22 protein-coding genes are annotated in these 21,894 nt (G+C 32.3%); 2 read left to right on the top strand and 20 right to left on the bottom strand.

Annotated elements, in window-relative coordinates:
- The 5 genes from BTO30_RS16235 to BTO30_RS16215 all read right to left on the bottom strand — a co-directional run.
- The coding region (locus BTO30_RS16235; RefSeq protein ID WP_143332000.1) for a hypothetical protein at nucleotides 1-496 on the bottom strand (496 nt) is incomplete at its 3' end.
- Nucleotides 493-693 carry a hypothetical protein gene (locus BTO30_RS16230; RefSeq protein WP_075399737.1) on the bottom strand — a complete coding sequence of 67 codons (201 nt, stop codon included), beginning with the start codon at nucleotides 691-693 and terminating at the stop codon, nucleotides 493-495. The genes BTO30_RS16230 and BTO30_RS16235, both read right to left, overlap by 4 nt.
- A 231-nt stretch (nucleotides 694-924) precedes the next feature.
- Nucleotides 925-2,118: a restriction endonuclease subunit S gene (locus BTO30_RS16225; RefSeq protein ID WP_075399736.1), complete on the bottom strand. Its 1,194-nt coding sequence runs from the start codon at nucleotides 2,116-2,118 to the stop codon at nucleotides 925-927.
- 6 nt (nucleotides 2,119-2,124) lie between these two features.
- Nucleotides 2,125-3,681 (bottom strand): N-6 DNA methylase, encoded by a 1,557-nt coding sequence (locus BTO30_RS16220; protein WP_075399735.1) that lies wholly within the window; start codon nucleotides 3,679-3,681, stop codon nucleotides 2,125-2,127.
- A 60-nt stretch (nucleotides 3,682-3,741) separates the two neighbouring features.
- On the bottom strand, nucleotides 3,742-6,753 hold the full coding sequence (locus tag BTO30_RS16215; protein ID WP_075399734.1) for a type I restriction endonuclease: 3,012 nt from the start codon (nucleotides 6,751-6,753) through the stop codon (nucleotides 3,742-3,744).
- A 200-nt stretch (nucleotides 6,754-6,953) separates the two neighbouring features.
- Here BTO30_RS16215 and BTO30_RS16210 point away from each other — a divergent pair, with 200 nt between their 5' ends.
- Entirely contained in the window at nucleotides 6,954-7,169 is a 216-nt protein-coding gene (locus tag BTO30_RS16210) for a hypothetical protein (RefSeq protein ID WP_075399733.1), read from the top strand.
- A 256-nt stretch (nucleotides 7,170-7,425) separates the two neighbouring features.
- Here the strand turns inward: BTO30_RS16210 and BTO30_RS16205 are convergent, their stop codons facing one another.
- The 6 genes from BTO30_RS16205 to BTO30_RS16175 form a co-directional block, all read right to left on the bottom strand.
- Nucleotides 7,426-8,163: a hypothetical protein gene (locus tag BTO30_RS16205; protein WP_075399732.1), complete on the bottom strand. Its 738-nt coding sequence runs from the start codon at nucleotides 8,161-8,163 to the stop codon at nucleotides 7,426-7,428.
- A gap of 700 nt (nucleotides 8,164-8,863) precedes the next feature.
- Nucleotides 8,864-9,286 carry a hypothetical protein gene (locus BTO30_RS16200; RefSeq protein ID WP_075399731.1) on the bottom strand — a complete coding sequence of 141 codons (423 nt, stop codon included), beginning with the start codon at nucleotides 9,284-9,286 and terminating at the stop codon, nucleotides 8,864-8,866.
- Nucleotides 9,273-9,611, bottom strand: a complete 339-nt coding sequence (locus BTO30_RS16195; RefSeq protein WP_075399730.1) for a hypothetical protein — start codon at nucleotides 9,609-9,611, stop codon at nucleotides 9,273-9,275. Before BTO30_RS16195 ends, BTO30_RS16200 begins: the two co-directional genes overlap by 14 nt.
- A 116-nt stretch (nucleotides 9,612-9,727) precedes the next feature.
- Nucleotides 9,728-10,234 carry a hypothetical protein gene (locus BTO30_RS16190; RefSeq protein WP_075399729.1) on the bottom strand — a complete coding sequence of 169 codons (507 nt, stop codon included), beginning with the start codon at nucleotides 10,232-10,234 and terminating at the stop codon, nucleotides 9,728-9,730.
- 710 nt (nucleotides 10,235-10,944) lie between these two features.
- Nucleotides 10,945-11,925 (bottom strand): hypothetical protein, encoded by a 981-nt coding sequence (locus BTO30_RS16180; protein WP_075399727.1) that lies wholly within the window; start codon nucleotides 11,923-11,925, stop codon nucleotides 10,945-10,947.
- 55 nt (nucleotides 11,926-11,980) lie between these two features.
- Nucleotides 11,981-12,433, bottom strand: a complete 453-nt coding sequence (locus tag BTO30_RS16175; protein ID WP_075399726.1) for a helix-turn-helix domain-containing protein — start codon at nucleotides 12,431-12,433, stop codon at nucleotides 11,981-11,983.
- A 291-nt stretch (nucleotides 12,434-12,724) separates the two neighbouring features.
- Between BTO30_RS16175 and BTO30_RS16170 the strand changes: the two genes are divergently transcribed.
- Nucleotides 12,725-13,348, top strand: a complete 624-nt coding sequence (locus BTO30_RS16170; RefSeq protein WP_075399725.1) for a hypothetical protein — start codon at nucleotides 12,725-12,727, stop codon at nucleotides 13,346-13,348.
- A 422-nt stretch (nucleotides 13,349-13,770) separates the two neighbouring features.
- Here the strand turns inward: BTO30_RS16170 and BTO30_RS16165 are convergent, their stop codons facing one another.
- The 9 genes from BTO30_RS16165 to BTO30_RS16125 all read right to left on the bottom strand — a co-directional run bounded on the left by BTO30_RS16165 (nucleotide 13,771) and on the right by BTO30_RS16125 (nucleotide 21,449).
- Nucleotides 13,771-14,319: a hypothetical protein gene (locus BTO30_RS16165; protein ID WP_075399724.1), complete on the bottom strand. Its 549-nt coding sequence runs from the start codon at nucleotides 14,317-14,319 to the stop codon at nucleotides 13,771-13,773.
- Between the two features lie 51 nt (nucleotides 14,320-14,370).
- Nucleotides 14,371-16,926, bottom strand: coding sequence for an AAA family ATPase (locus BTO30_RS16160; RefSeq protein WP_075399723.1), 2,556 nt, complete (start codon nucleotides 16,924-16,926; stop codon nucleotides 14,371-14,373).
- Between the two features lie 186 nt (nucleotides 16,927-17,112).
- A complete protein-coding gene (locus tag BTO30_RS16155; RefSeq protein WP_075399722.1) occupies nucleotides 17,113-17,943 on the bottom strand; it encodes a hypothetical protein in 831 nt (276 codons plus the stop codon).
- Between the two features lie 268 nt (nucleotides 17,944-18,211).
- A complete protein-coding gene (locus tag BTO30_RS16150) occupies nucleotides 18,212-18,502 on the bottom strand; it encodes a hypothetical protein (protein WP_143331998.1) in 291 nt (96 codons plus the stop codon).
- A 480-nt stretch (nucleotides 18,503-18,982) separates the two neighbouring features.
- Nucleotides 18,983-19,330, bottom strand: coding sequence for a hypothetical protein (locus tag BTO30_RS17150; protein WP_143331997.1), 348 nt, complete (start codon nucleotides 19,328-19,330; stop codon nucleotides 18,983-18,985).
- Between the two features lie 2 nt (nucleotides 19,331-19,332).
- Nucleotides 19,333-19,770 (bottom strand): hypothetical protein, encoded by a 438-nt coding sequence (locus tag BTO30_RS16140; protein WP_075399720.1) that lies wholly within the window; start codon nucleotides 19,768-19,770, stop codon nucleotides 19,333-19,335.
- Between the two features lie 42 nt (nucleotides 19,771-19,812).
- Nucleotides 19,813-20,031: a hypothetical protein gene (locus BTO30_RS16135; protein ID WP_143331996.1), complete on the bottom strand. Its 219-nt coding sequence runs from the start codon at nucleotides 20,029-20,031 to the stop codon at nucleotides 19,813-19,815.
- 47 nt (nucleotides 20,032-20,078) lie between these two features.
- Nucleotides 20,079-20,285: a hypothetical protein gene (locus BTO30_RS16130; protein ID WP_075399718.1), complete on the bottom strand. Its 207-nt coding sequence runs from the start codon at nucleotides 20,283-20,285 to the stop codon at nucleotides 20,079-20,081.
- Nucleotides 20,286-20,903: 618 nt separating this feature from the next.
- Complete coding sequence (locus BTO30_RS16125) at nucleotides 20,904-21,449, bottom strand: hypothetical protein (protein ID WP_075399717.1); 546 nt, start codon at nucleotides 21,447-21,449, stop codon at nucleotides 20,904-20,906.
- Between the last annotated feature and the right edge of the window lie 445 nt (nucleotides 21,450-21,894).

The following is a 21,894-nucleotide window of genomic DNA, read 5'->3' as shown; positions in this document are numbered from 1 at the left end:
AAAGTAACTCGGCGTTGACATCTTTATCATCTTGCTTTATCCATGCTTTATTTCTCTCAAAAAATATACATGCTCTTGTTTCATTGATATTCCAATTCTGAAAACCGCCTAAATAAAATCGGAAGTCCAAAGTCTGCATGTATTCCATAAATTCCTTATGCTTGGTAATCTTCTCTGGAATTGTTATCTTGTGCTCTGCTATACTATTTATAATGGTTAAAGTTTCATAGTTTTTATTTTGTAAGAGTCCTTCTCGCAAAAGGACTTTTTCTTTTTTACCAGGTTTTACGTATTTGGTTTGAATTCCCTCTTCAATCTTTTTGTCTTCCAGATGTTTTAATTTATAAACAGCACTTCTAATTTCCTTTCCAGTAGCACCTTCAGCTTCCATTTGATTTTTTAGCCTATCAATTCTTTTCTGTTTTCTAAACTGCTTTTCCTTTATCTTACTATCGCCTATTCTTGGTTTTAAATCTATTGAATTTCCTTGCTTCATTTCTTCTCACCATTTTTGGAGGCTTTCAATCTCGCAAACATAGCATTAAATAGTTCAACTGTTTTATCAACATGTGCTACTCTTTCTTGGTGATTGTAGGCAGAAGCCATTTGCTCTATCCTCTCTCGATTTATCTTATCGTTTTCATTGCTCTCCGTATTGCTCATACTCTTTTTAGTTTCAGTAAATGGTTTCAAATCAAAAACCCTCCTTCTTGGATGTATTGTTTTATAATATAATTTTATCCACATGTTTCATTATTGCCTATAGTAGAACGGTTCTATGGTGTTTTACTTTTTTATAACAATTTTGTTTTTCAACAGTTTGTTTAATATAAAAATAATCTATTTTAAAGAAAACATTTTATAGGAGGCACACTATAGTTCTGTAAAAACATATAAAAAAGAAGACAGGATTTTCCTGCCTTCTCAAATAAATTTCTTAACTAACAAATTTCTTATTTCCTTTAACAATGAATTTTCATCAGTCAATTCCATAATTTTTTTGAAAAGTGGCTGTACTATCTGATTAAAGTGTACCATGATTTCATTTGATGGCAATATTGCTGGTAATCTGTTTAAGTTTTGCTGATTAATTTTCTTTTGTATAGCTCCAGTTACAGCACCCAATATATTAGTCCGTTTTAACGATAGATATATATATTCAGTGGAAATATTACCTTTTCCTTGAAGAACATGAGCATGATTATTTACCCAAAACTTACCCCAAGCAAGTTGCATTATCGGTCTGTTATTTTCATCAATAACACTCCCATCTTCAGCAATTAGACAATAGACACCATTAAAAATATAGTCATCAATATAATCCATAATTTGTGTTGCCCCATAATAAGGATATATACCTCTCCTCTTCGTTCTTACCGAATCAGATAATGGTATTCTCTTATTGTCGTAGTTTATTGTAATAACACCAATTGTTGTAGGTTTCCAATTAACTGGAACCAATTTCCCGCTATTTTTTGACATTTCACCGCTATTATCTTTATACGGTTTCCCATCTTTGTCAGGAAAATTGAAATCAACAAACCATTTATGAAAAATTAACTCTGTATATTCATTTAAGTTATCGATAAGTTCAATATTTAATTTAATCTTTCGGTTAAGCAAATTAACATTTTTTATAACATCTTTTTGTGCCTCTAATGAAGGTATGGGAATTTCAATTCTTTTTACTTTTTCAATGGTTAAGGCATTTTGAACAGAACCTATTTGACCCTTCTGTATTAAAGTCTTCTTAAACCAACTACTGTTGAAAACAATATAAAGGTACTCTGGTAATACAATATCGGTCTTATAGTTTGTGAACCAAATAAGATTTCCATCCTTAAAATATAAAGGTTCTTTTTCAACCATATACGAATTTCCAATCGTCCCTACAGCAGTTAAAAGAATATCATCTTTAACAGGTGCTCCAAACTTCTCCTTTATTTCATTATATCTTTCATATGAAATAAATAATTGTTCAGATAGTTTTAAATTAGCTGAAAGCTCTGTTATCTCTTTACCTCTAAAGAACGGAACACCATCTTCAACATAGTCACTAACATATATTCTTTTACTGGATTTTACATCACATAGATTTTCGAGTTTATAATTCTGCATTAGCCATTATACCCCCAAAATATCTAATAATTTTTTATTTAAATCCTTAGACTGTTCAATTTGTTGCTTTAAGGCTAATGAAAGTTCAGATAATCTTTCATTGATATCAAAATCTAATTCCTCTTCCTTGAGTTCAACGTATTGTCCAGCTTGAATAGAGTACCCACTCTCTTTAATTTCATTATTTGATACTATAGCAGAAAATTCAGCTTCTACCTTACCTTCTTTAAAGAATGTAACAATTTTTGTTCTTTCGTCATCGGACAAAATGGTTCTTTGTCCATCATCAAGTTTTACCTTAGTACCCAAATTTGAAGCATCCATTAACATTACTCTATCATCTGTTTTTGTCTTATCAATGAATAGGATACTTACCGATGTTCCAGTTGTAGCAAAAATATTTGAAGGCATATGGATAATACCTCTTAGCATATTTTCATCAATAAGTTTCTTCTTAATTTTCTTTGGAATACCTGAAGAAGCTGATGCAAAACCCGTTGGAACAACAACTGATGCTTTTCCCTTCTTAGACAAAGAGGCAATAATGTGCTGTAAAAAAGTTTCATATACCGCCATTCCATTTTTATCCTTCTTTGGAATGTTTGGCAACCCAGCAAAAAAACGATTGTATTTATTCGCCTTAAGATTTTCAATCATATTACTGAAATCCATTTTGAAAGGTGGATTACTTACTATAAAATCAAACTTTTTAAGTTCGTCTCCATCCTTATGCTCTGGTTTAGTCAACGTATTTCCTTCAATTACATTTGGTAGAGAATGAACTAATTTATTTAATATCAAGTTAATTCTTAAGAACTGAGTAGATTTCTGTGAAATATCCTGTGAATAGATTGTACATTTGTCTGTACCTATTTTATTTGCTAATGCAAGAATTAAAGTCCCCGAACCAGCCGCTGGGTCATATACAGACACATTTGAAACAGGTGTATCATTATATAATATGTCTGCCATGATATTACCAGCAAATAAAGGAGTAAAGTATTCAGCATATTTTCCAGAATCCTTATTATAGTCCTTTATTAGATACTCGAAAACTGTTGAAAAATAATCAAAACCACCATCATAAATATTATTAAATTTATATTTAGCCAAGATATTGATTGCTCTTTTAGCAAGTTCAACTTCCTTACCTTCGTCTCTAATGTACACCGATAACTTTTCAAAAAGTGGTTTTTTCTTGCCAGAAGCAGTTTCAATGTTATAAATATCTTTATTCAGTTCGTTTACTTCTTCAAAGGCATTGTCAAATATTTTATGAAAATCATCCTCATTTTGTTTTTGAAAAAGATTGTCGATTAGATGCTCTTTTTTCATTTTTGCAGTATATATTCCTGCAAACTCAACAAATTCATCAAAATCTTCATCTTTATCTTCTCTATTTTCAAAATCATAGAGCAATTTATCGTTTAAAAATTTATAGGTAAATAACTCCCCTATAATTTTGTATTCATCGCCAGTATTACCCAATCCTAAAGCTGTACTCATTGCCTTTAGTTCATCAATCATTTCTTTCATCTTATCCAGATACTCTTGAATACTCATATTACAACCCCTTCAATCTTTAGATACATGAAAACACCCCCTATAAAGGGGGGCTTTTACTTAATCTTTTTTAAATTTATCATCCAAAAAGAGATAGATAACCTCTTCTACTTGCCTCAATGATAATGTAAATCCTTGTTTCTTAAAAGCATTTTTAACAGGTTTCTTCATCTGGTGGAAGACAACCTTCTCAGTTGGCTGGTGCATATGACCAATGAGGTTATCCATTTCTGAAATTATCTCACTCATTATCTGAAATACCATTATATCATTTAAATTTTCATCATAGCGTTTTATGATTTTTTTATGTATTCTCATGTATGAGTCATCGCCATGATATCTCGAAGTAAGTCCGTTATTTTGTGCATTTAGCACCAAGATATCTTGTAGCAAAGCATCCAGCTTAGTCATGATTTCATGTACCTTTTGGGTTGTATCCCCTTCATCTCTTAGTGAACGTATAATCTCTTTGAATCTATTCTGAAGGCCATTAAATGCATCATCCGACTGGTCATTATTTGCCGAAAAAGCATTCCTAATTTTATTTACCTTTTCAAGAATATCATTTTCTGTGGTAAATTCTAAGTCTACTTCACCTATTTTTAAAAACTCGACAATAAGTTGCGTGAAATCAATTTCGGTAATATCTCTAATATCCGAATTTGGATTTTCTAATATTCTTTCAGCCACCTTTAAGTTAATCCGATTGGAAACCTCGTAGTATGCTTTATTTATCCGTTCAATTGGAATGTTTGATACATCCTCATGACTCATTCTAAGTTCATTGTAACATTCTCTGTATTCCACAAGAACAGATTTCATTTCTCTCAATTGTTCCTCGTTTAAAGGTTGAATTTGGATTTGGAAAGCCTCCAAGTTCCCCTCAATGTTTCCCATATAGGCAAACAATTTATTTTCGATTACTTGTATTTTTTCTTTTACCTTTTCTACATCAACAAACATTTCTTCAATATCTGCACCATCATCTTCTACGATATCCGCACGTAGTTCTTCCAGATACCTACGATTTGTTTCTTCATACTCTTCAGTAATATCAACAAAATCAACTACATAACCGAACTTCGTATTTTTATAAGGTCGATTAACCCTTGCAAGTGTTTGTAGTAGGGAGTGTTCCTTAATTTGTCTTAATAGATATAATCGTTTCAGTCTTGGTGCATCAAATCCTGTTAAAAGCATGTTGAAAACAATAACCCCATCCAACTTACTTTCAACCTTATTACCCATTTCTTTATTTCTTTTACCTCTAAATTCTTCCTGTTTATCCTTATTATCATCTTCATCATAAAGAACCAATGCAGTCTTCAAGGAACTATTGGTCTCAAACCATTCTTGAATAGCCCTTGCTTGGTCAGAAGAAGAAGATACTATCATGAAACCTAATGTCTTGTCTTTGTGAACGTCATCCCTAAAAACCTTAAAGTCATCTTGAATATACTCACAAAGTTTATTAACAAATACAGATTCTTTTGTGACAAGCTCCCAATCTTTAGAAGGTATCTTTTCCCCTTCCTCTATATTTAGTATATTCCTAACATCATTTCTGAAATGTGTTGCAATATTTTCTTTTTTAATTTTAAGCGTATAACCGTCAGCAATGGACTTGTTATAGTAATACTTGTGAATATAGTCATTGAATAAGTCGGTTGTTTTGAAATTTTCTTTTAAAATAGGAGTACCTGTTAATCCTATATAAATTCCATTTGGGTCAGCACCTAATAAATTGGCTAAAAATGTTCCTTTCAGTTTATAGCCTCTGTGAACTTCATCCAGAAAATAAATTCTCTGAATATCCTTGTCCACATCTAAATCTACTTGTGAGTCTTCCGAAAACTTTTGAATATTAACTACATTCATAGTTTCCACATATCTTCCCTCTTGAGATGTAGGAGGAACAATAACAGGAGATTTTATGTTCTTTCTAAAGTCTTCTTTTGAATCAATACTTGCAATCGTCATGCCTCTACTTGAAAATTCAGTGGAAGCCTGGTTTAACAAATCTAATCTATCTACAACAAAGTAAAACTTGGTAATCACATTTTTCTTTTGGAAATAATCCCTTAAAACATTGCTAATAAAATAGGATAGAGCTGTTTTCCCTGAACCCTGTGTATGCCATACAACTCCACGTTTTAATCCGTTATCCATTTTTCTCACAAGCTCTTGGATAGCAAAATATTGCGGATATCTAATGATGTGTTTCTGTAAACCATCTCGTGGAGAATCGACATAAACAATTCCATATCTGATAAAGAAAATAAACCGTTCTTTTGAAAAAAATGAGGTAATAAATTTATTTGCATACGTATCTGGTTTTAGATTTGTTTCAAATTCAGGTGTTTCTTTAATTGACATAATTTGATTGTCATTCAACACCATATTTATAAAAACGTCATCAAGAAATTCATTCACTGGTATTTCTTGTTCTTCTCTAAAATTGTTGTAAGTTGTTTTTTCCCAGTTTGGTGTTGTGTAATAGCTTCCTCTTGTTTGAACTTGCGAACCGTCATTATAAGGCATATTATTTGTAAAACCGAGTAGTTGGAATTGGTTAAAGAATGGAATAAAATCTTCCGTTTCTAATCGGTATTTCATCCTCGATATTTCAGCCTGAATCCCCTTGTTATTATTTGGTTTCTTAGCCTCTACAAATCCCAAAGGAATACCGTTTACAAGTATAGTAATATCTGGTCTGAATTCTTCTCGTTCCCCTTTAAACGTAAGTTCTGAAACTATTCTAAAGTCGTTATTAGTTGGACTTTTTAGGTCAATTAGTTTCACAGAATGAAAACCAACCAGTCTTTCAAAAAATGATTGACCTCTATCTTTGGTGTTATCCGTCAATGTTGCAATTTCATTTATCAAATCATCAAGAAAAGCGTTACTAAAGTCCTTATCGTTAATTCGTTTAATTGACTCTTTAAATATGTCTACAAAAATGTTGTTTCTCCCGTCAATTTTTGCATTCTTCTTACTCTGATAGTCATAACCTAACCGCTTAAAATGTAAAATAGCTGGTATTTTAACTCTCGAATCCTCGTTATGCAACATGACAATATCCTCCTAAACCTTCAATTTATAAATACCAATAATAATCCTATGAACTCATTTTATCAGATTAATAAGGAATATGTTGACTATAGTCTTGTAGAATTAAAGGAACATTCCCCAATATTTATATTAAGGTTCAAGTAACCTACCGCATGTATAATTCTTATTGTATAGCTTTAATTAATTCAAATAATAGGGAGATGTATTTACTTGATAAAGGTATTATTTTTAGGTCCTTAGACCATGAACCAGAAGTATTAGAGATTGAAAACAATACTCAATCCTTTGAGGAATTAGTAAGGGGAAAATATGCTATTGTTGATAGCGTAATTGATAAAAGCATAGTTATTATCGCAAATGAAAATGAAATAGACTTTTCAAATGGGTTTCCAATTAAAGGGCAACATTTTTTGTGAAGAAAACTAATGAGGATAATAGGTTTTCCTTTTACTCACTAACAGATGAAGAAATTAAGGAATTAGTTAAACCTATCTTTTAATCATAGACCAGTCTGTATAGAAAAAGAGACCACTTACAGTGGTCTCTAAATCTTGCAAACATTGAATTTTATTTTTCTGCACCGCTCGAATGTTTAGCTTATATAGAAACAAATTCTCTTCCTGCTTTTATCCTTTCTTTTCCTTCTACTCTGGTTCTTCTTTTATTTTCTCCTTAATAATCTAATTCAAACTCTCTTCGGAAGTCTTTCATATGCTTTAAATCTTCCTCTTTTGGCATGGGAAAAGGTATCCAGTCCCATTCACTTATAATCATGTTGGCATAAAAGGTCGCTCCAATGACCAAGAAATCTTCTCCGAATAAAAGGTCTCCATATTTATTTAGAATGTAAAGAACATCCTCCATACTTTTACAGGGAATAGCCACATTATATTCAACTATCATGTTCTTGATATCATCCACAGAAAACGGTAAGGAAGGATTAGATAGACTAATTCCACCACCCGCATTTAATTTTGCTGTCGGTCCAATACGAATATCCCCAAACTTCTCTTTTTCTAAAAATACTTTTACGTTATCTTTATCAGCTTTATTAAAATCTGGGTCAATAACATTTTTGATAAAGGAACAAACTTTGGTAAATCTATCGCTACTTTTTCTATATTGCATAAGCGTTTGGAAGAATGAATTGTTTGTTTCCGTAAATAGTTCTTCTAAAGCTGTGTTCGTAACCGTTTTTCCTTTAATAGCTTCTCTTCCTAATAAAGTTTTGTTAATAAATCCAATTACCTCACGATTGTTGGTAAAGTCTATGTTGGCAAACTTAGATAGCTCTTTCTTTAATTTACCGCCTTCCTTTATGATTTCTTCTAACATTTTTTTTACATAAGATGCCTTAATACGGTAGCCTCTACCGTTAATTCTATTTAAAATAGTTTCTACTGTGTACAACTTGGCTCAACTCCTTCCTTTCATTTCTAAAAGAGCAATTGCGTGTTATATGACTTCCTTTTGATTATATCCTTTGTCTCAATCAAAAAATTGCAAGATTCGTTCTATAACGTCTTAGAGTGGTTTTATAAGATTTCAGTTCATTATGAGGTCTAAAAACGGATACTTCCTTTATAAACTTCTCTTGATAATGATTCATTAATTAAGTTTACTTATATCGCCTGTATAAGCTCTTATTTATTATTGTAACGAAACGTCTTAGATTATTTGCAATAGGAGCAATTTCAACAGTTATAATCATTCACGAATGGGAACTATGACAATTTCATGTGTATGTCTTATCCCTCTCAACAGAATTTAATTAAGAGTTGTTCTTGATTTTTTAGAATTAACTTCGACTTTTCAAAGGATAATTGATGCAATTGAATGTAAGGCTGTAAAGCCGAAAAAAAGTATAAAACAGTAAAGTCCTAAAAAAATTTATTCCTACTTTAGATATAGGATTGCGACATTTCAAATGAGACTTTCATTTTTTTCCTGCCCTATATATAGGTTTATGTTTTCCGAAAGTTGTGGAGAGCTATAAAGCCTTATGTATCAATGCTTAACTGCCCTTTCCGCCTTAAAATCCACTTTCCTATTATCATCTCAATTCATCTAATATTTAACCAAAAAAACACAAAAAGAACCTGTATCATTGCTACAAGTTCTTTTTTATATGCTTAAATCTATCTTTAAAATCTACCGCCCGATTAACCTTAGACAGAGCCACCTCAAGCTCCTTCTCTTTCATTTCCACCTGTATTTTCTCCTGCTCTTTTTCCCTATCTCTGACCCTCTTCTTAATCTCTTGCCCACGTTTGCCAAGTCTCTTTCTATTAAACTCTGCCATCAAGCCATACTTTCCTTTTGATTCCACAAACCCCTTTACCACTAATGCCTGTTCGGGAGTAAATAAACGCTGTCCGTTCATAATGAGTGGCTTCGGAATCAATCGCTCCTCATTTTTCTCAGCCAGTATATCGCTGTACTTACACCATTGAGCAATTGTAGCAGGGCTACGATTTACATATGCTCCCAAGTCTCCTGTGGTAAGATACCTCTGACCATCAATGATTCTCACTTTTTATCCCCTCTAATCTTGCAAGTTTCTTCTCAAGTTCCTCATTTTCCTGTTTTAGTTTTTGATAGGTCGTTTCTTTTGTTCGATACTGCTTTAAATCTCCTCTTTTTAATTTGGCAATTCCAGCTCTTATCTCTTTTACTTGCGATTGCTTAAAATGCTGGACATTATTTATCTTTGTTGGATTGGGTAAAAAGCCATCCTCTCCGTTCTCTTTCATCTGGCGGTCAATCTTGATAAGGTTGAACAAGGTCTTAGGGGAAAGGTTTATCAGATAAGCTACTTCTTGAACCTTGTAGTAAAGCTCCCCATCTTTTCGTTTCATTCCTATTACCCCCTTCTTTTTTTGGATATGGTAGGGTTTTGATATAAAATTTAATACGAAAACTACAGATATTTCAGCAATTGAACAAAAATAGGAAAGGTGTTTTTATGACAGTTTTAAAGGTTGATAGGGTTATTGGCTTTGAATTCTGCGATGATTTCATTTATTAGTTGGTTTTTCTTTTTGTTTTGAAAGACACAATATAGCTTGATAAACAAATCATTATCAGGATAAAGAAAGACGGTTTGCTGAATCCTTTCTTTTCCGACATTGCATTTTTCCTCTATTTCCGCCATCACCACAGGCTCTTGCTCGATTATTTTCGTATCTTTGTTTTTCTTACTTTCATAGCATTGCAGACAGTAAGTATCAAAATACTCATTGTGTTTTCCTTTGTTACAGAGCTTATAGGTTTTGTTTATATCGACCCATGCCCCACCCTCCAGATTGCAAGTAGAATGCCACTGATTGCAGGAGGAACACAGCACTTGTAGTTCCTTTACATCCTCAACGTATCGATGATTTACAACCGTCTTCCCCCTTTTTTCTAAGCTAATTTGCAAAGGTATTGGAAGAGCGACACCTTCAATCAGAACATCTTTGTCTTTTAACTTTAAATCCATATTGCACTTCCCTCTCTTTCAAATATTTTCTGGTGCTATATTATAGATTCCTTGCGGAAAGATATTCCTAAACTTCTGTTTTAATATTGACCTACATTAAGAAAATACTGTTTTGTGAAAAGGATAAATCCTCAAATTACTAAAATAATAGTTTCCTGCAAACAGAAAAATCTCTTCTGATTAGAAAAGGTATGAACAATTTCATAGTTTTTGTGTAATTGCTCCGAACTATTGCGAAATAAATATGATGAATTAAGAACAAGTATGAAATAGTATCATATCTCTTTCACAATTGTTTAAATACTTTTATGAAACAAACGCTAACAGAATGGTTCATTAGCAAAATATACTGGATATAATTTTCCTATTGATTGACATTTCTAAATTATTGAGGGGATAATCGCATGAATAAATTGTTGGACAAGATAGAAGTCAGCTCAACTAATGGTTTGTATCGAATATATCTATTTTCAGATAATAATCCACTACCCCAAACTTGAGATTTATAAAGTAATTGATGGAATTGAAACACCTGTAAAAAGTATGTATGCAGAATTAAAAAGATTAAATGAAGAGTTCTCGTTCAAGATAGAATATGAACCAAAAGACAGAATAAAATTAAGTACAAGAGAATTTGGCAAAGAATTCATTAGACGTTATAAGGGCATGTAAAAAGGCACTGGATAATCCAATGCCTTAACAGGTTTCTATTATATCCCTTGTTGATGATATTGCCACATTTCTTGATTGTTCTGATAGAAATAATAAGTGTAATTTGAGAAAGCAATAATCATTTTCTCAAAAATATCTACCAATTTTTCAACGGTGTCCTCAATATATTCTGAAGGCTTACACTTCACTGATATACAGTTATCCTTAAATTGAATCGTTCCATTGAATCTTTCCTGTACAATTGATTCTTTTTCTTTAATAGAATTATATATTTTGCTATTTCTATCGCTAAACCGTAACTCTACAAAAGCTATATTTCTTCTGTCACTAAGCGATACATAGTAGTTGCAATCACTACGACCTGCTCCAAAGCTAATGATACGTAATTTCTGTAAGTGTGCCTTTTCTCGATGAAAAGGCATGAAATATTGGATACGACTTCTTAGTGTCTTTAACAGAAATTCATTATCTTTTTTCCTTCTCGATTCTAAATCACTGATATTTTCCTGCTGTTCCAACCTTGTAGCAACAATCGGCTGAATAATACTCTCCTTTTCTAAAAATCGAATAGGATTCTCTATATTCAACAATTTTAGATTTTCAAAGACCTTTAACTTGTGCATACGATTCAGTTTTTGAAGAGGGATAAATATATTAGGATTTAACTCTGCAAAGTAAAGAGTAATCGATTTACCAGACTTCTTGACTGCATCTTGCAACTCTTTTACGTGTTTATCATGAAAAGCAGAAGCAATATATACAATAATTCCACCTTCAATCATCTCAATGATTTTTAATACCTTTTCTTGGTGGGGATTGTTGCTCTTAAGCAACAGGTTTTCAACGAATACTTCTGTTCCTAAACTGCATTCATGTGCGTACATATCAATTTTCAAACCTGGATAATGTTTCTCAAACTGTATATTTTCTAATCCCAAACCAAGCTCCTTTTCAAGAATTCGTTCCCGACCTAACGATAATGTCACCAAAAATTCTTTTTCTGACCCATTATAGCTCATAATCTTTTCCCTCCTAATAAAATAGGAGACCCCAAAAGAGTCCCCTGTTCCAAATTTATTTACTTACCTCTTTAAAATCATCAATCATTTCTGAAAGGTCGAATAACTGTTTAATTCGGTTATCTTCATTCCAATCCATTTCAAGAACAAACTCAATGATTTGGATAAAAGATTCCTTCTCCTCTTTATTCAAAAGATGGTCAGTATCCTTTTTACAATCATGATACAAGATTAACTCTGCAACTAACGGAGCTTCATCAATCGGTGTTTCAGACGTTGAAACATCTAATAACAACGAAAGTGGGATTCCAAGGGCATCTGCGAGTTTAGCCGAAATGGGAACGCTGGGTGCTTTTCGTTCTCCTCTTTCAAGTCTTGAAATATAGCCATTTGATACTCCTGTTTTCTCAAAAAGCTCTTGTAAACTCATGCCTCGTTTTTCTCTCCAGTACTTAAGGGTAGACCCAAAATTGTTGCTTACTGTTCGGTCCTCTCCATTTTTACTCATTCCAAACTCTCCTCCTTTTCAATCTGTCTAATCCTTTTAATAGATTAGAACCTCCTATTGAAAATTTTCGTAATGAAACCCTGATTTGTATTTAGGATTTTATATATCATAGATTCTATGTTTGAGATTATTCCTTGGCAGAGAAGGAGTTAAGCAAGTTTAATACAAGGGTAGAGACGGGGAAATGAGAAGATATGATAGAATGTAGAAAATGAATGATTATCAGAAATTAAAACTGTATTCCTTCCTATAACCCTATCCTATATTCCTGATAATAATGAGGTTGATGAAATGAATCCATTTAATTCTGTAGAAGCGTTTGTCAAACACTATGAATTTAAAAATTCCATCCCTACTGAAGTAAAAATAACAGTGGATGGGAAGAAACGAAGGTATGTAAGGGGTGGTAGAACCCAGTATGTCATCGAAAAAGGTCGACTTGACCGATATGAATTCAAAGACTTTGACGATTTAACTGGTACGCTACCACAATTGAAAGTGAACTATCTGCGGTATTTTGAGATGAAAAAGATTGTTGAAGCCTACTTTCTTTTAGCAGATGAAGATGGGCAGGAATTCTTAAGTCCAATTTATTTTGACGAAAACTTTATTACCGCTGATGATTTTAAACAGTTTTCTGGCGATGACATAATCGAACAATTTAACTTGAAATGGGTCAATCTAAATAAAGTGCCTTCAGCATTTGAAAATGAACGTACCACTGCATATAAGGAAACTATAAAGGGTTTATTTTATGAATTTGAGACATTTAAATATGACTTACATAAGGAAATGAAACTTAAAGCCATATTTACACCTGGAAAAAAAACATGGGAGCAAAAATGGGATATTGATTTATTTACTGGAAAGAGTCCTTATTTTAGTGAAGTTGTTGAACCCGATGATTTTTGGTAATCCTATGTATGAAGAGAGTAGAAGGACTTACCCTACTCTCTTTTTATTATTGAAGGAACTTTTCCATCTCTTCAGGCGATAATTCACTCGGCCTCTCCCCAAACCCTTTCCATTCCTGCCTTTCTCCCATTTCCTAATATCTGTCTAAAAACAAAAACGGTAAATATCCCTCGCTCTTTTTCTCCTATCTTTTGTCAGAAATCAGGATTTTCAGGATAACATAAATGGTAAAAGGATTTACAGTAATTAGGGGATTACGAAGATGGTTTTCCTGTTTTCTCCTGCGTTTTTTCTCTCCTTTCTTCCTCCCTTCATTTTAAAAAACCATTGGTTTTTCACGAATTTTGTATAGTATTATTAAATATGAAATGGAAAAATAAAGTTTTATCTTCAATCTTTTTTCAAAAGTCACATTTAGTCATCTATGAATATATAGCCTCTCTTATTTCAGGTTTTAATTGATATTCAAATTTTAAATTAAAGCCAAAAATCTCTAATGCTCTTTCTCCATGTTTTTGCATTTGTTCTTCCTGGAATCGATATGCATCCTTCTCGGATGGCAATTTAAGATATGATTCGAGATTTCCATCGATTGTAGATATTTCTTCTTCATTTTGGAACAACTTGTTTTCATTTTGCCAAGCATGGCGAATCTCATGATATAGATTACCAATTAAACTAATGATTTCATTTGGGTCTCTGTTTATATCCCCGAATAGAAATAGGAAAATTTTTATTCTCCCCTTTTCTCCAATAGTTACACCCGCAGTCTCAGTTTGACCATTTAATATCTGTGTATATTGCTCTGCCTTCATATCAGGCTTATTGTTTTGTTCTTTAAGGAGTTTCTCTCGGTTGTCATAAAAGTATATAGTGTAATTTAAAGATGTGTATTCTTCTCCCAAAAGAGCAACACATTTGTTAATTTTTATTTCCAATCCTTTTTTTAAATTTCTTATACTTAACCCCATAATTTCACCTCTTGATTTGTCCTTCATTTATTAATATGACAACTTTGTCTTTTACTTGTATTGGTCGTAAAGTCGCTGTATATATTTTATATCTTCATTAAAAGCCTCTTTTGTTGCACGAATATGCTGAGTCTCGGTAGGCTGACTGTGTCCAGTCATCCAACGACAAGATTTATCAAATAAGTCGCTTACTGAAGTTAATTCATTAATAAAGTGACCCTTAATCTCCTTAACTTTTGTAAACCTTATATTGGGCTCATACCTCCGTATAACACTATTAAAGAAGCCCTCTTCCACAATCAATTCGCACCACGTTCGGATGTCCGAATAAGCCTTCTTCAACGCTTCCTCTAATTCATCCCCAAAACATGCTTTTGAATTTATTGTTTGCTCTTGAGTAGTTAACTTTTTCATTACCTCTTTTAAATTTTCTAATCTACCGCTAAAGGACTCTGACACAATCCCTTTGTTCATTTTGTCAAATTCATCTACCTTGAAAAACTTGTTCTCTTTGTTTTTCATTTTTGCACTTGCATTATAAAGGTAGTAGTAAAACATAATATTGTGTGTAAATACAATAATCTGCCTATCTAATGACAATTGATAAACCAAACTGGCAATCATTTCTGACCTTTTATAATCTAATGAAGTGACAGGGTCATCAAAGAGTATAGTGTTAAAATCATTACGTATAGTTATATCAGTAGCGAACTCCACCATGGCTACTGCTTTTTGTTCTCCTTCGCTCATAATTTGAGACACTTTATATTCCTCAGAAGAGACAAATTTCTTTCGCATTGTTTCCCCTTTTTTTGGAATAAGTTTTAAGTCTACATTTGACACTTTCAGTTCTTTAGCAAATCTATTAAATGTTTCTAAATACTCACCCTGTACAATATTTTTGAAAGCCTCAGCTTGTTTTTTTGTCAAAGTATTCGTAGAAAATTTACTCTTCACTTTTTTATATTCTTCAATAGATTCTTGAAACTGAAACCACTCTTCTAAGAGCTTCAATGAGTTATGAAGTTTTTCATTCTTTTGTAAAGTTTCTTTTAATTCCTTACGTGAAGCAATAATCACAGCTGTTTCTCCATTGGATTTACTTAGATTTTCAATCCTGTCACTCAATACGTCAATTTCCAAATTAATCTCTTTAACCACATCCGTTACATCTAAGATTACTTTTTCATCGATAACTTTTTTTGCTTTAATACTTGCACTGAATGCCCCTATATTACGGTTCACTAATTGAATAACGAATTTAATTCTTTCTATAAATTTTTCACTTTCAAACAGTTCGGCCTCTTCTTCAGCAAATGATATCACCACATTTGTTACATCGTGTCTTAGTATTTCTTTTTCAATGGAACTCAGTTTTTCTTTATTACTATTACTAACATGTTTCATATAGCTCTCAATCATGTTTACACTTGTTGAATTAAGAGCGGTACTACAAAAAATGCAGGGTTCACCTATTTTGAGTTGAGTTTTATTAATAGAATCAAAATACTGTTTACCAGCCTTAACAAACACTACCCATTCATTATTTGCCACTTCCAGAAACGATACATTTTTTTGAAAGGATTCGTTAAATTCACGTTCCTCCTGAACTTTTTGTTCAAACTCCATAATTAGCTCATTGACCTTTTCTAAATTTTCTTGATTTAAGATAGCGGACAATTTTTGAATAGATTCCCTAATTGTTAAAAGTTTTGTTTTCTGTGCATTTAAAATTTTAATCTTATCTTTTGGATTAGAGGATTCCAACTCACTGATTTGAAGTTCAATTTCCTGAATTACATCTTCATATGAGTCACTGCGGGGGTAGTTGTTATCAAGATACACCTTAATACTCTTAAAATCTTTTACTCCTCTAAAAATATTCTCAAGTTCGTCTCGGATAAAATTATAAGAAGAATCAATAAATATTTTATCCTGCTTCGCTATCATAGCTTCAATAGCTTCGGAGATTTCGTTTCGTAATGCATCTAACAGGTCAGAAATAATTTGAAAATACTCAAATCCTTTTGGAAGAATGCTAAAAGTAAGGTCACTATTTATCAAAGGAATGATAGATTCACTGTCAAAGACATTTATTTTACATAATGCTGAATGTCTTTGATTAATGTCTATAATTTCATTTTTCTTTTTGTCACCCAATGTATATGTGGCTTCAACGGTTTGCAACATTGGTTTTTCAATAGATTCTTCCATATAGACATTTGGGATTATCGTCAAATCCCTTTCTGAAGTAAAATAGTTATCTGCTAATTTACGGAACATACGAACATATGAAGATTTTCCTGAACCATTTTCTCCGTAGAATACATTAAGATTTTTACCTAATGAAAAGCGAACATCACTTGATAAGGCATTAATATTACGTGGAGCGTTTATTTCATCAATAACCATGGATGTTCTATCTAAATATTCCCCATCTATATCAGGAATTTTATCGAGTTTTTCTTTACTTTTTATTAATCGAAGAACATCTTCTAAAAGTTGAGATGAATCAATTTCACATTTTGTTTTAACTTTGTTTAGAACATGTATTTTCCACGCATCTTCCCCCGCCCATTCTGACAAAAAATATAGTGCTGTTGTCACATAATCCCCTCCAATAATAAGAATTACTTCGACAACGTTCTACAAATCCCCTCCATTTTTCCCAAACTTCATATATATATCGTTATTTTGTTTCACTCTGCTTTTCTAACAAGAAACAAAAAACACGAGGGGAACTGGATGGGAAAATCCAATTTCTACTCGTGCTGATATCGTTTTATAATTATTTTACAAAGCATTAACAACCTTACTACGATATTCTTCCCAATAGTTTTCTTCATCTCCCCATATTTCATGTAACCATATGTACATCATTATTATCTCAAGATACTGTTTTTCCCCTTTGATAAACGGTTTCCGAGAAATTTTTGTGTAAAGGGAATTCAGATTAAATAGATTTGTTTTTTGCTTATAATCATACATATATGGTTTCCATTCTTCGTTACTCTTAACTTTATGTTTTAACGGCCATAAGGAATCATCATTATAAAATCCTGATAAATAATCTGAAGCAAAAGCCCAAATATTTACTTTGTACTTATTCCAAGTCTTTTCTAACCACTCGTTGATTTCTTCGGTTAAAAATACTGAAGGGGTATTTATTTCTCTTTCGCTTTCAATCCTATGGTAATCTTTTATAAAAAGGAATAACATTTCTGTTTGACCTTTTAAAAATGCGTTCTTTTTTATTAGCTGAGCATAGCAATCATAAGAACAGCTCCTAAATTCTTCCTCTTTATTGTAAAGGAAAAATAGTTCATCCTTCTTAAGAAAACTGATTATAGAGCGATGGATATGCTTTTCATGTACATCATAGATATTAACTAACCATTCCTGAATTTCATTATTATACATTTCCAGTTGATTTCTGAACTTTACTAAACGTTCTTCGTTTAAAAATGTCTTTTGTTCCATTTCTTCAATATTTAAATACTGATTAAAATACTCAAATACGTAATTCACACATATTCGCATGTTATCCATTCTGGCATCAATATCATATTCATTTATCTTATCTTCTTTTTTTCTTTTTGAAATATATTCTTCAAGAGAAAGCATTTTATCACATCCCCCTTTACTTCTTCCAATAGCTATTAATAATGTTGCTTCATACTATCTAAACTTTTATAGTTAATACACATAATAAAAACAACCACCTTAGAACTTTGCAAAAGCAAAAATAGTGGTTGTTTCGTAAAGCAAAAAGGGTGCTCGTTCTCATAAAGAATGTCCTTTCGATGCACGAAAACCCAAAGCTCCGCTACTAATATTTTACCAGACCTCCAAATAAACAGAAAGTAACTACAGGAAAATTTCGTAAGCTAAATCACTTTTTCAAATCTTGTTGAATCAAATGAAACAATTCTTCTTTTGATTCTTGTGGAAGTAAGCTAATGAATGCACTGATGCCCATGTTATATAAACACAACATAATCATTTTTTGTCTTTCATTATTGAACGGGAGAAAAGTCCCCTCCACCAATTCTAACTTATTTTCTGCTGATGTATATTCTTCGTAAGTCGTAAAATCTACCCGTTGAGCTTCTTTCATAGGGATTAACATATGGTCAAAACTCCCTTCTCCAGGTTTTTGAACAGTATGGGCATTTCCAACCAATGATTAAATCCCAATTGGAAATACCGATTTTTAGTCTTAAATATCTGAGGTTGTTGTATTTTTTTTGTTCTTCTTACGGGAGCACTCTTATTAAATTTTTACCACAATGGGGGCATAATTCTATCGGTAGTTCTTCCTTGTTATCCACCATTTTAACCTCCGAAGAATTCATAATATCATATGAAAGTGAAAACCACCCAAAGCTCGGCAAAGGCAAAAAGGGTGGTCTCTGTGGTCGTTCTCGTAAATAATCCAATTTTCAATGAACCAAACCCTTAAGGCTCAGTGCCCCCCGATATGTCCAGTATCGGTGTCCTCTTTTAGATTATCCTTAAAAACCCCTTTTGGCAAGAAGTCGTAGAGCCTTTTGATTCTTTTCTTTCAGGGTTTCAAATTCCTCCTTTAAAGGCACAGACATGGGTCTTTTAGTGGGATTAGTCGCTTCCTTGCGTTTCAACGTCACTAAAAATACCTCTCCCTTCATTTACCTTCCTCAATGACAAACCGCCTCATTTCCTCTGGTGTTAGGTCTTTAGGTGAAAAAATCCCCTTCGATTGACAATATTCATATAACGCACGAACCTTTACTTTTGGATGCTCTGAATGAGGAATCGCATAAACCCCATCTTCAATATCAAGCATGGTATTACGAACAATCTTATCCATCGTATCAAAAGAACTTCGAAGAATAACATCATCTTCCGTTTTCAAAAACATAGCCATTAATTCCACATAATCTTTCAAATTATCATTGGCCATATATTCAAATGCGTGATGGTGTTTTTTGAGCAATTCACCTATGAATATAAACTTTTCTTCACCGGTCATACTCATTCTCCCTCCTCTAACATTTTCTTTAAGAGTGCCTTTTCTTCAGGGGATAACAGTTCTAAAAACTTTCTAAACCCTAAGCCATGTAAAATCAACATAAGCATCTGTTCTGCTCCATGTAATCTGGCACTAAAAATCTCTATTTTTTCTGGTAAATCATATTCCTGTACTTTTTTATAAGTTATGGGTTGTGCATCTTCTTTGATAGTTAGGCTATCCTTTTGGATAGGTTTAAGCAGTAATTTAACGGTATAATTCATACTACTTTCGGTTATATAGGTATCAATCACTTCATAACCTTGCTGTGCATACATATCGGTGTTTGAACGAATAAAATCATCTATTGCATCCTTATGACATGCAAAATGGATTATTTGAGTTCCTGACCACTCCCAGAGGCTTTCATCTGTTTTTGGCTTAATGATTCGTTTAAACATTCATATTCCCCCTTATTTAGTAGACCATAAAGTAATCCTCAATTACCTCGTTGAGCTTTCACCAATGAGAGTCATACTACCTTTGATAATTCCTGCCGAAGAATCATCCTTGCTTATAACTGTATATCTGTTGAGGGTTTGATAAGAAACAGAAATTTCTTCAACTTTTTCACTAAAATCTTGACCATAGGTGGTTTCTAAACCTAATGGTCTGTAAAATGTTCTATATTTGGATTCCATACCTAAACGATTTAGTTGCACAAACCTCATATTTCTTATTTCAAACATACAAACCCATAGCTAACCCCTTACCTCTCCGTCAAATAATCTGACAATATCTCTCTCACGAAGTAATACTCTTCTTCTCTATCCACTTCATCAAATCCGTATTCTTTTAAATGAACAGGTGGTTTCTGAAGCCACTCACAATTGTCATTATCTATATCATCAAATGACACATCTTCCACCATTTCAGCAATCTTAACATCACTATCTTGCTCTAATGCTCTACTCATACTGGCATCCCCCTTATCACTATTCATTATCATTCTGTAAATAGTAGTCTGAACGGTAAATGATATCTACAAAACTCATTTCATCCACATTTATCGGTTCATAAACTTTATCTCTCACCCCAGCTTTTTCAAGTTCTACGGACACAACACGAATCCACTCTTCATAAATTTTGACCAAAATCTTTGGCTCTGTGCTTTAGAAGTATTGCTCCATGCCATATCTGCCACATATATCTCGAATAATGGCTCTCACAATAGAAACAGCAAGTTTTTCATTCATAAATTCACTCTCCCATTTTATTGATACGGTTTAGAAATCCTGTTTTTCCATCACTCCCTTCAATATAGTTTGGAAACAAACACAATTAAAAACGCCCAGTCCTATGACTGAGCGTTAATTATATAAAATATGGAATTTTATTATGGATACATGCAATCTTCATACGATTCTCCATCCTTATTTCCAATAAATGTCGTTATGTTTATGATAATGGTTCTTAAAACAGATTTCAATTAATAATATACATTCTACATTCTTAACTTCTATATAGACATTTTAACAAATTAAATATATTTAATGATTATTCAGACCTATTTCTCTTCTTTTAAGTTAAAACTTCATTCACAGTTTTTTAATTCAGATATAAAGCGTATATGTTCCTCTTTATCATATGTGTACATATCATAGTGTCGGTCGAATAAGATATATAGGATTTCTGATAAACCTTCACTCAACATACCCCAATTGTATAAAAGGGTTTTATTATATTCTGGTGAGAGAAGATTAAAATAATCTCTCTTTTTTTCATACACCTCTCTATCCTCAAATTTTCCAAAATTATAATTCCATTCGCAAAATCGTTGCATGGCATCAATATCATTTGCTATCAAATACATCTTTTCACCCTTGAATACTCTTTCCATATACTTCGTATTGTTCCGTATCTTGAACTCATTGGTAATCATTGAATTTACTTGCAGTGCAATTTTGCTACGTGGAACAGCAAAAGAAACTGCTTCTATATCTTGCTTATCAGGAAGGAAATGGTTATTCGTCAAAACAATATTATCAAACCGATTTTGATACACCTTCAATTTGTGCTGTAATTTCAAAATATCTAATCCAGTAAAACTCTCCTTTTTTAAATAAGAAAAATAACTCAATGATAACATCTCCTTCTAAATATTTCATTGCCTAAAAATTATTTAAAGGCTTTTTTTCTATAAAAAGAACTACCTGCATTAAAGGAAAATTATATAAAGTCTTTCCAAATATGTTCTCTCTCCTCCCTACAATGGAGTTTGGTTTCAAACACAATTAAAAACGCCCAGTCCTATGACTGAGCGTTCATTGTATAAAATATGGAATTATTGAAGTGACACTGTATTTATTCATACTTTTCAATCCCTATTTTTTATTAATTATTTATTTCTATAAAATCATCATAAACATTCTTAATTGGAATATCAAGGAAATACTTTTTAACCTTGTCCTTACCCCTTAAACCTAAAAAAGAGAAACAGGAGGATTTACTATTTATCATAAAAATATTTATTTTTACCTATTTCTCTTAAAACTGTTCTAACTATGTTCAGTAAAAATAATCTC

It is taken from the genome of Domibacillus antri (assembly GCF_001936625.1).
In the GTDB taxonomy this organism is placed as follows: domain Bacteria; phylum Bacillota; class Bacilli; order Bacillales; family Domibacillaceae; genus Domibacillus; species Domibacillus antri.
This window is presented reverse-complemented; position numbering and strand designations above follow the sequence as displayed.

What these genes read in the sequence shown, in the direction of transcription:
- BTO30_RS16225 (WP_075399736.1), bottom strand. Translation starts at nt 2,118, where the DNA reads ATGCAGAATTATAAACTCGAAAATCTATGTGATGTAAAATCCAGTAAA.
- BTO30_RS16220 (WP_075399735.1), bottom strand. Translation starts at nt 3,681, where the DNA reads ATGAGTATTCAAGAGTATCTGGATAAGATGAAAGAAATGATTGATGAA.
- BTO30_RS16215 (WP_075399734.1), bottom strand. Translation starts at nt 6,753, where the DNA reads ATGTTGCATAACGAGGATTCGAGAGTTAAAATACCAGCTATTTTACAT.
- BTO30_RS16210 (WP_075399733.1), top strand. Translation starts at nt 6,954, where the DNA reads ATGTATTTACTTGATAAAGGTATTATTTTTAGGTCCTTAGACCATGAA.
- BTO30_RS16195 (WP_075399730.1), bottom strand. Translation starts at nt 9,611, where the DNA reads ATGAAACGAAAAGATGGGGAGCTTTACTACAAGGTTCAAGAAGTAGCT.
- BTO30_RS16190 (WP_075399729.1), bottom strand. Translation starts at nt 10,234, where the DNA reads ATGGATTTAAAGTTAAAAGACAAAGATGTTCTGATTGAAGGTGTCGCT.
- BTO30_RS16180 (WP_075399727.1), bottom strand. Translation starts at nt 11,925, where the DNA reads ATGAGCTATAATGGGTCAGAAAAAGAATTTTTGGTGACATTATCGTTA.
- BTO30_RS16175 (WP_075399726.1), bottom strand. Translation starts at nt 12,433, where the DNA reads ATGAGTAAAAATGGAGAGGACCGAACAGTAAGCAACAATTTTGGGTCT.
- BTO30_RS16170 (WP_075399725.1), top strand. Translation starts at nt 12,725, where the DNA reads ATGAATCCATTTAATTCTGTAGAAGCGTTTGTCAAACACTATGAATTT.
- BTO30_RS16165 (WP_075399724.1), bottom strand. Translation starts at nt 14,319, where the DNA reads ATGGGGTTAAGTATAAGAAATTTAAAAAAAGGATTGGAAATAAAAATT.
- BTO30_RS16155 (WP_075399722.1), bottom strand. Translation starts at nt 17,943, where the DNA reads ATGCTTTCTCTTGAAGAATATATTTCAAAAAGAAAAAAAGAAGATAAG.
- BTO30_RS17150 (WP_143331997.1), bottom strand. Translation starts at nt 19,330, where the DNA reads ATGACCGGTGAAGAAAAGTTTATATTCATAGGTGAATTGCTCAAAAAA.
- BTO30_RS16140 (WP_075399720.1), bottom strand. Translation starts at nt 19,770, where the DNA reads ATGTTTAAACGAATCATTAAGCCAAAAACAGATGAAAGCCTCTGGGAG.
- BTO30_RS16130 (WP_075399718.1), bottom strand. Translation starts at nt 20,285, where the DNA reads ATGAGTAGAGCATTAGAGCAAGATAGTGATGTTAAGATTGCTGAAATG.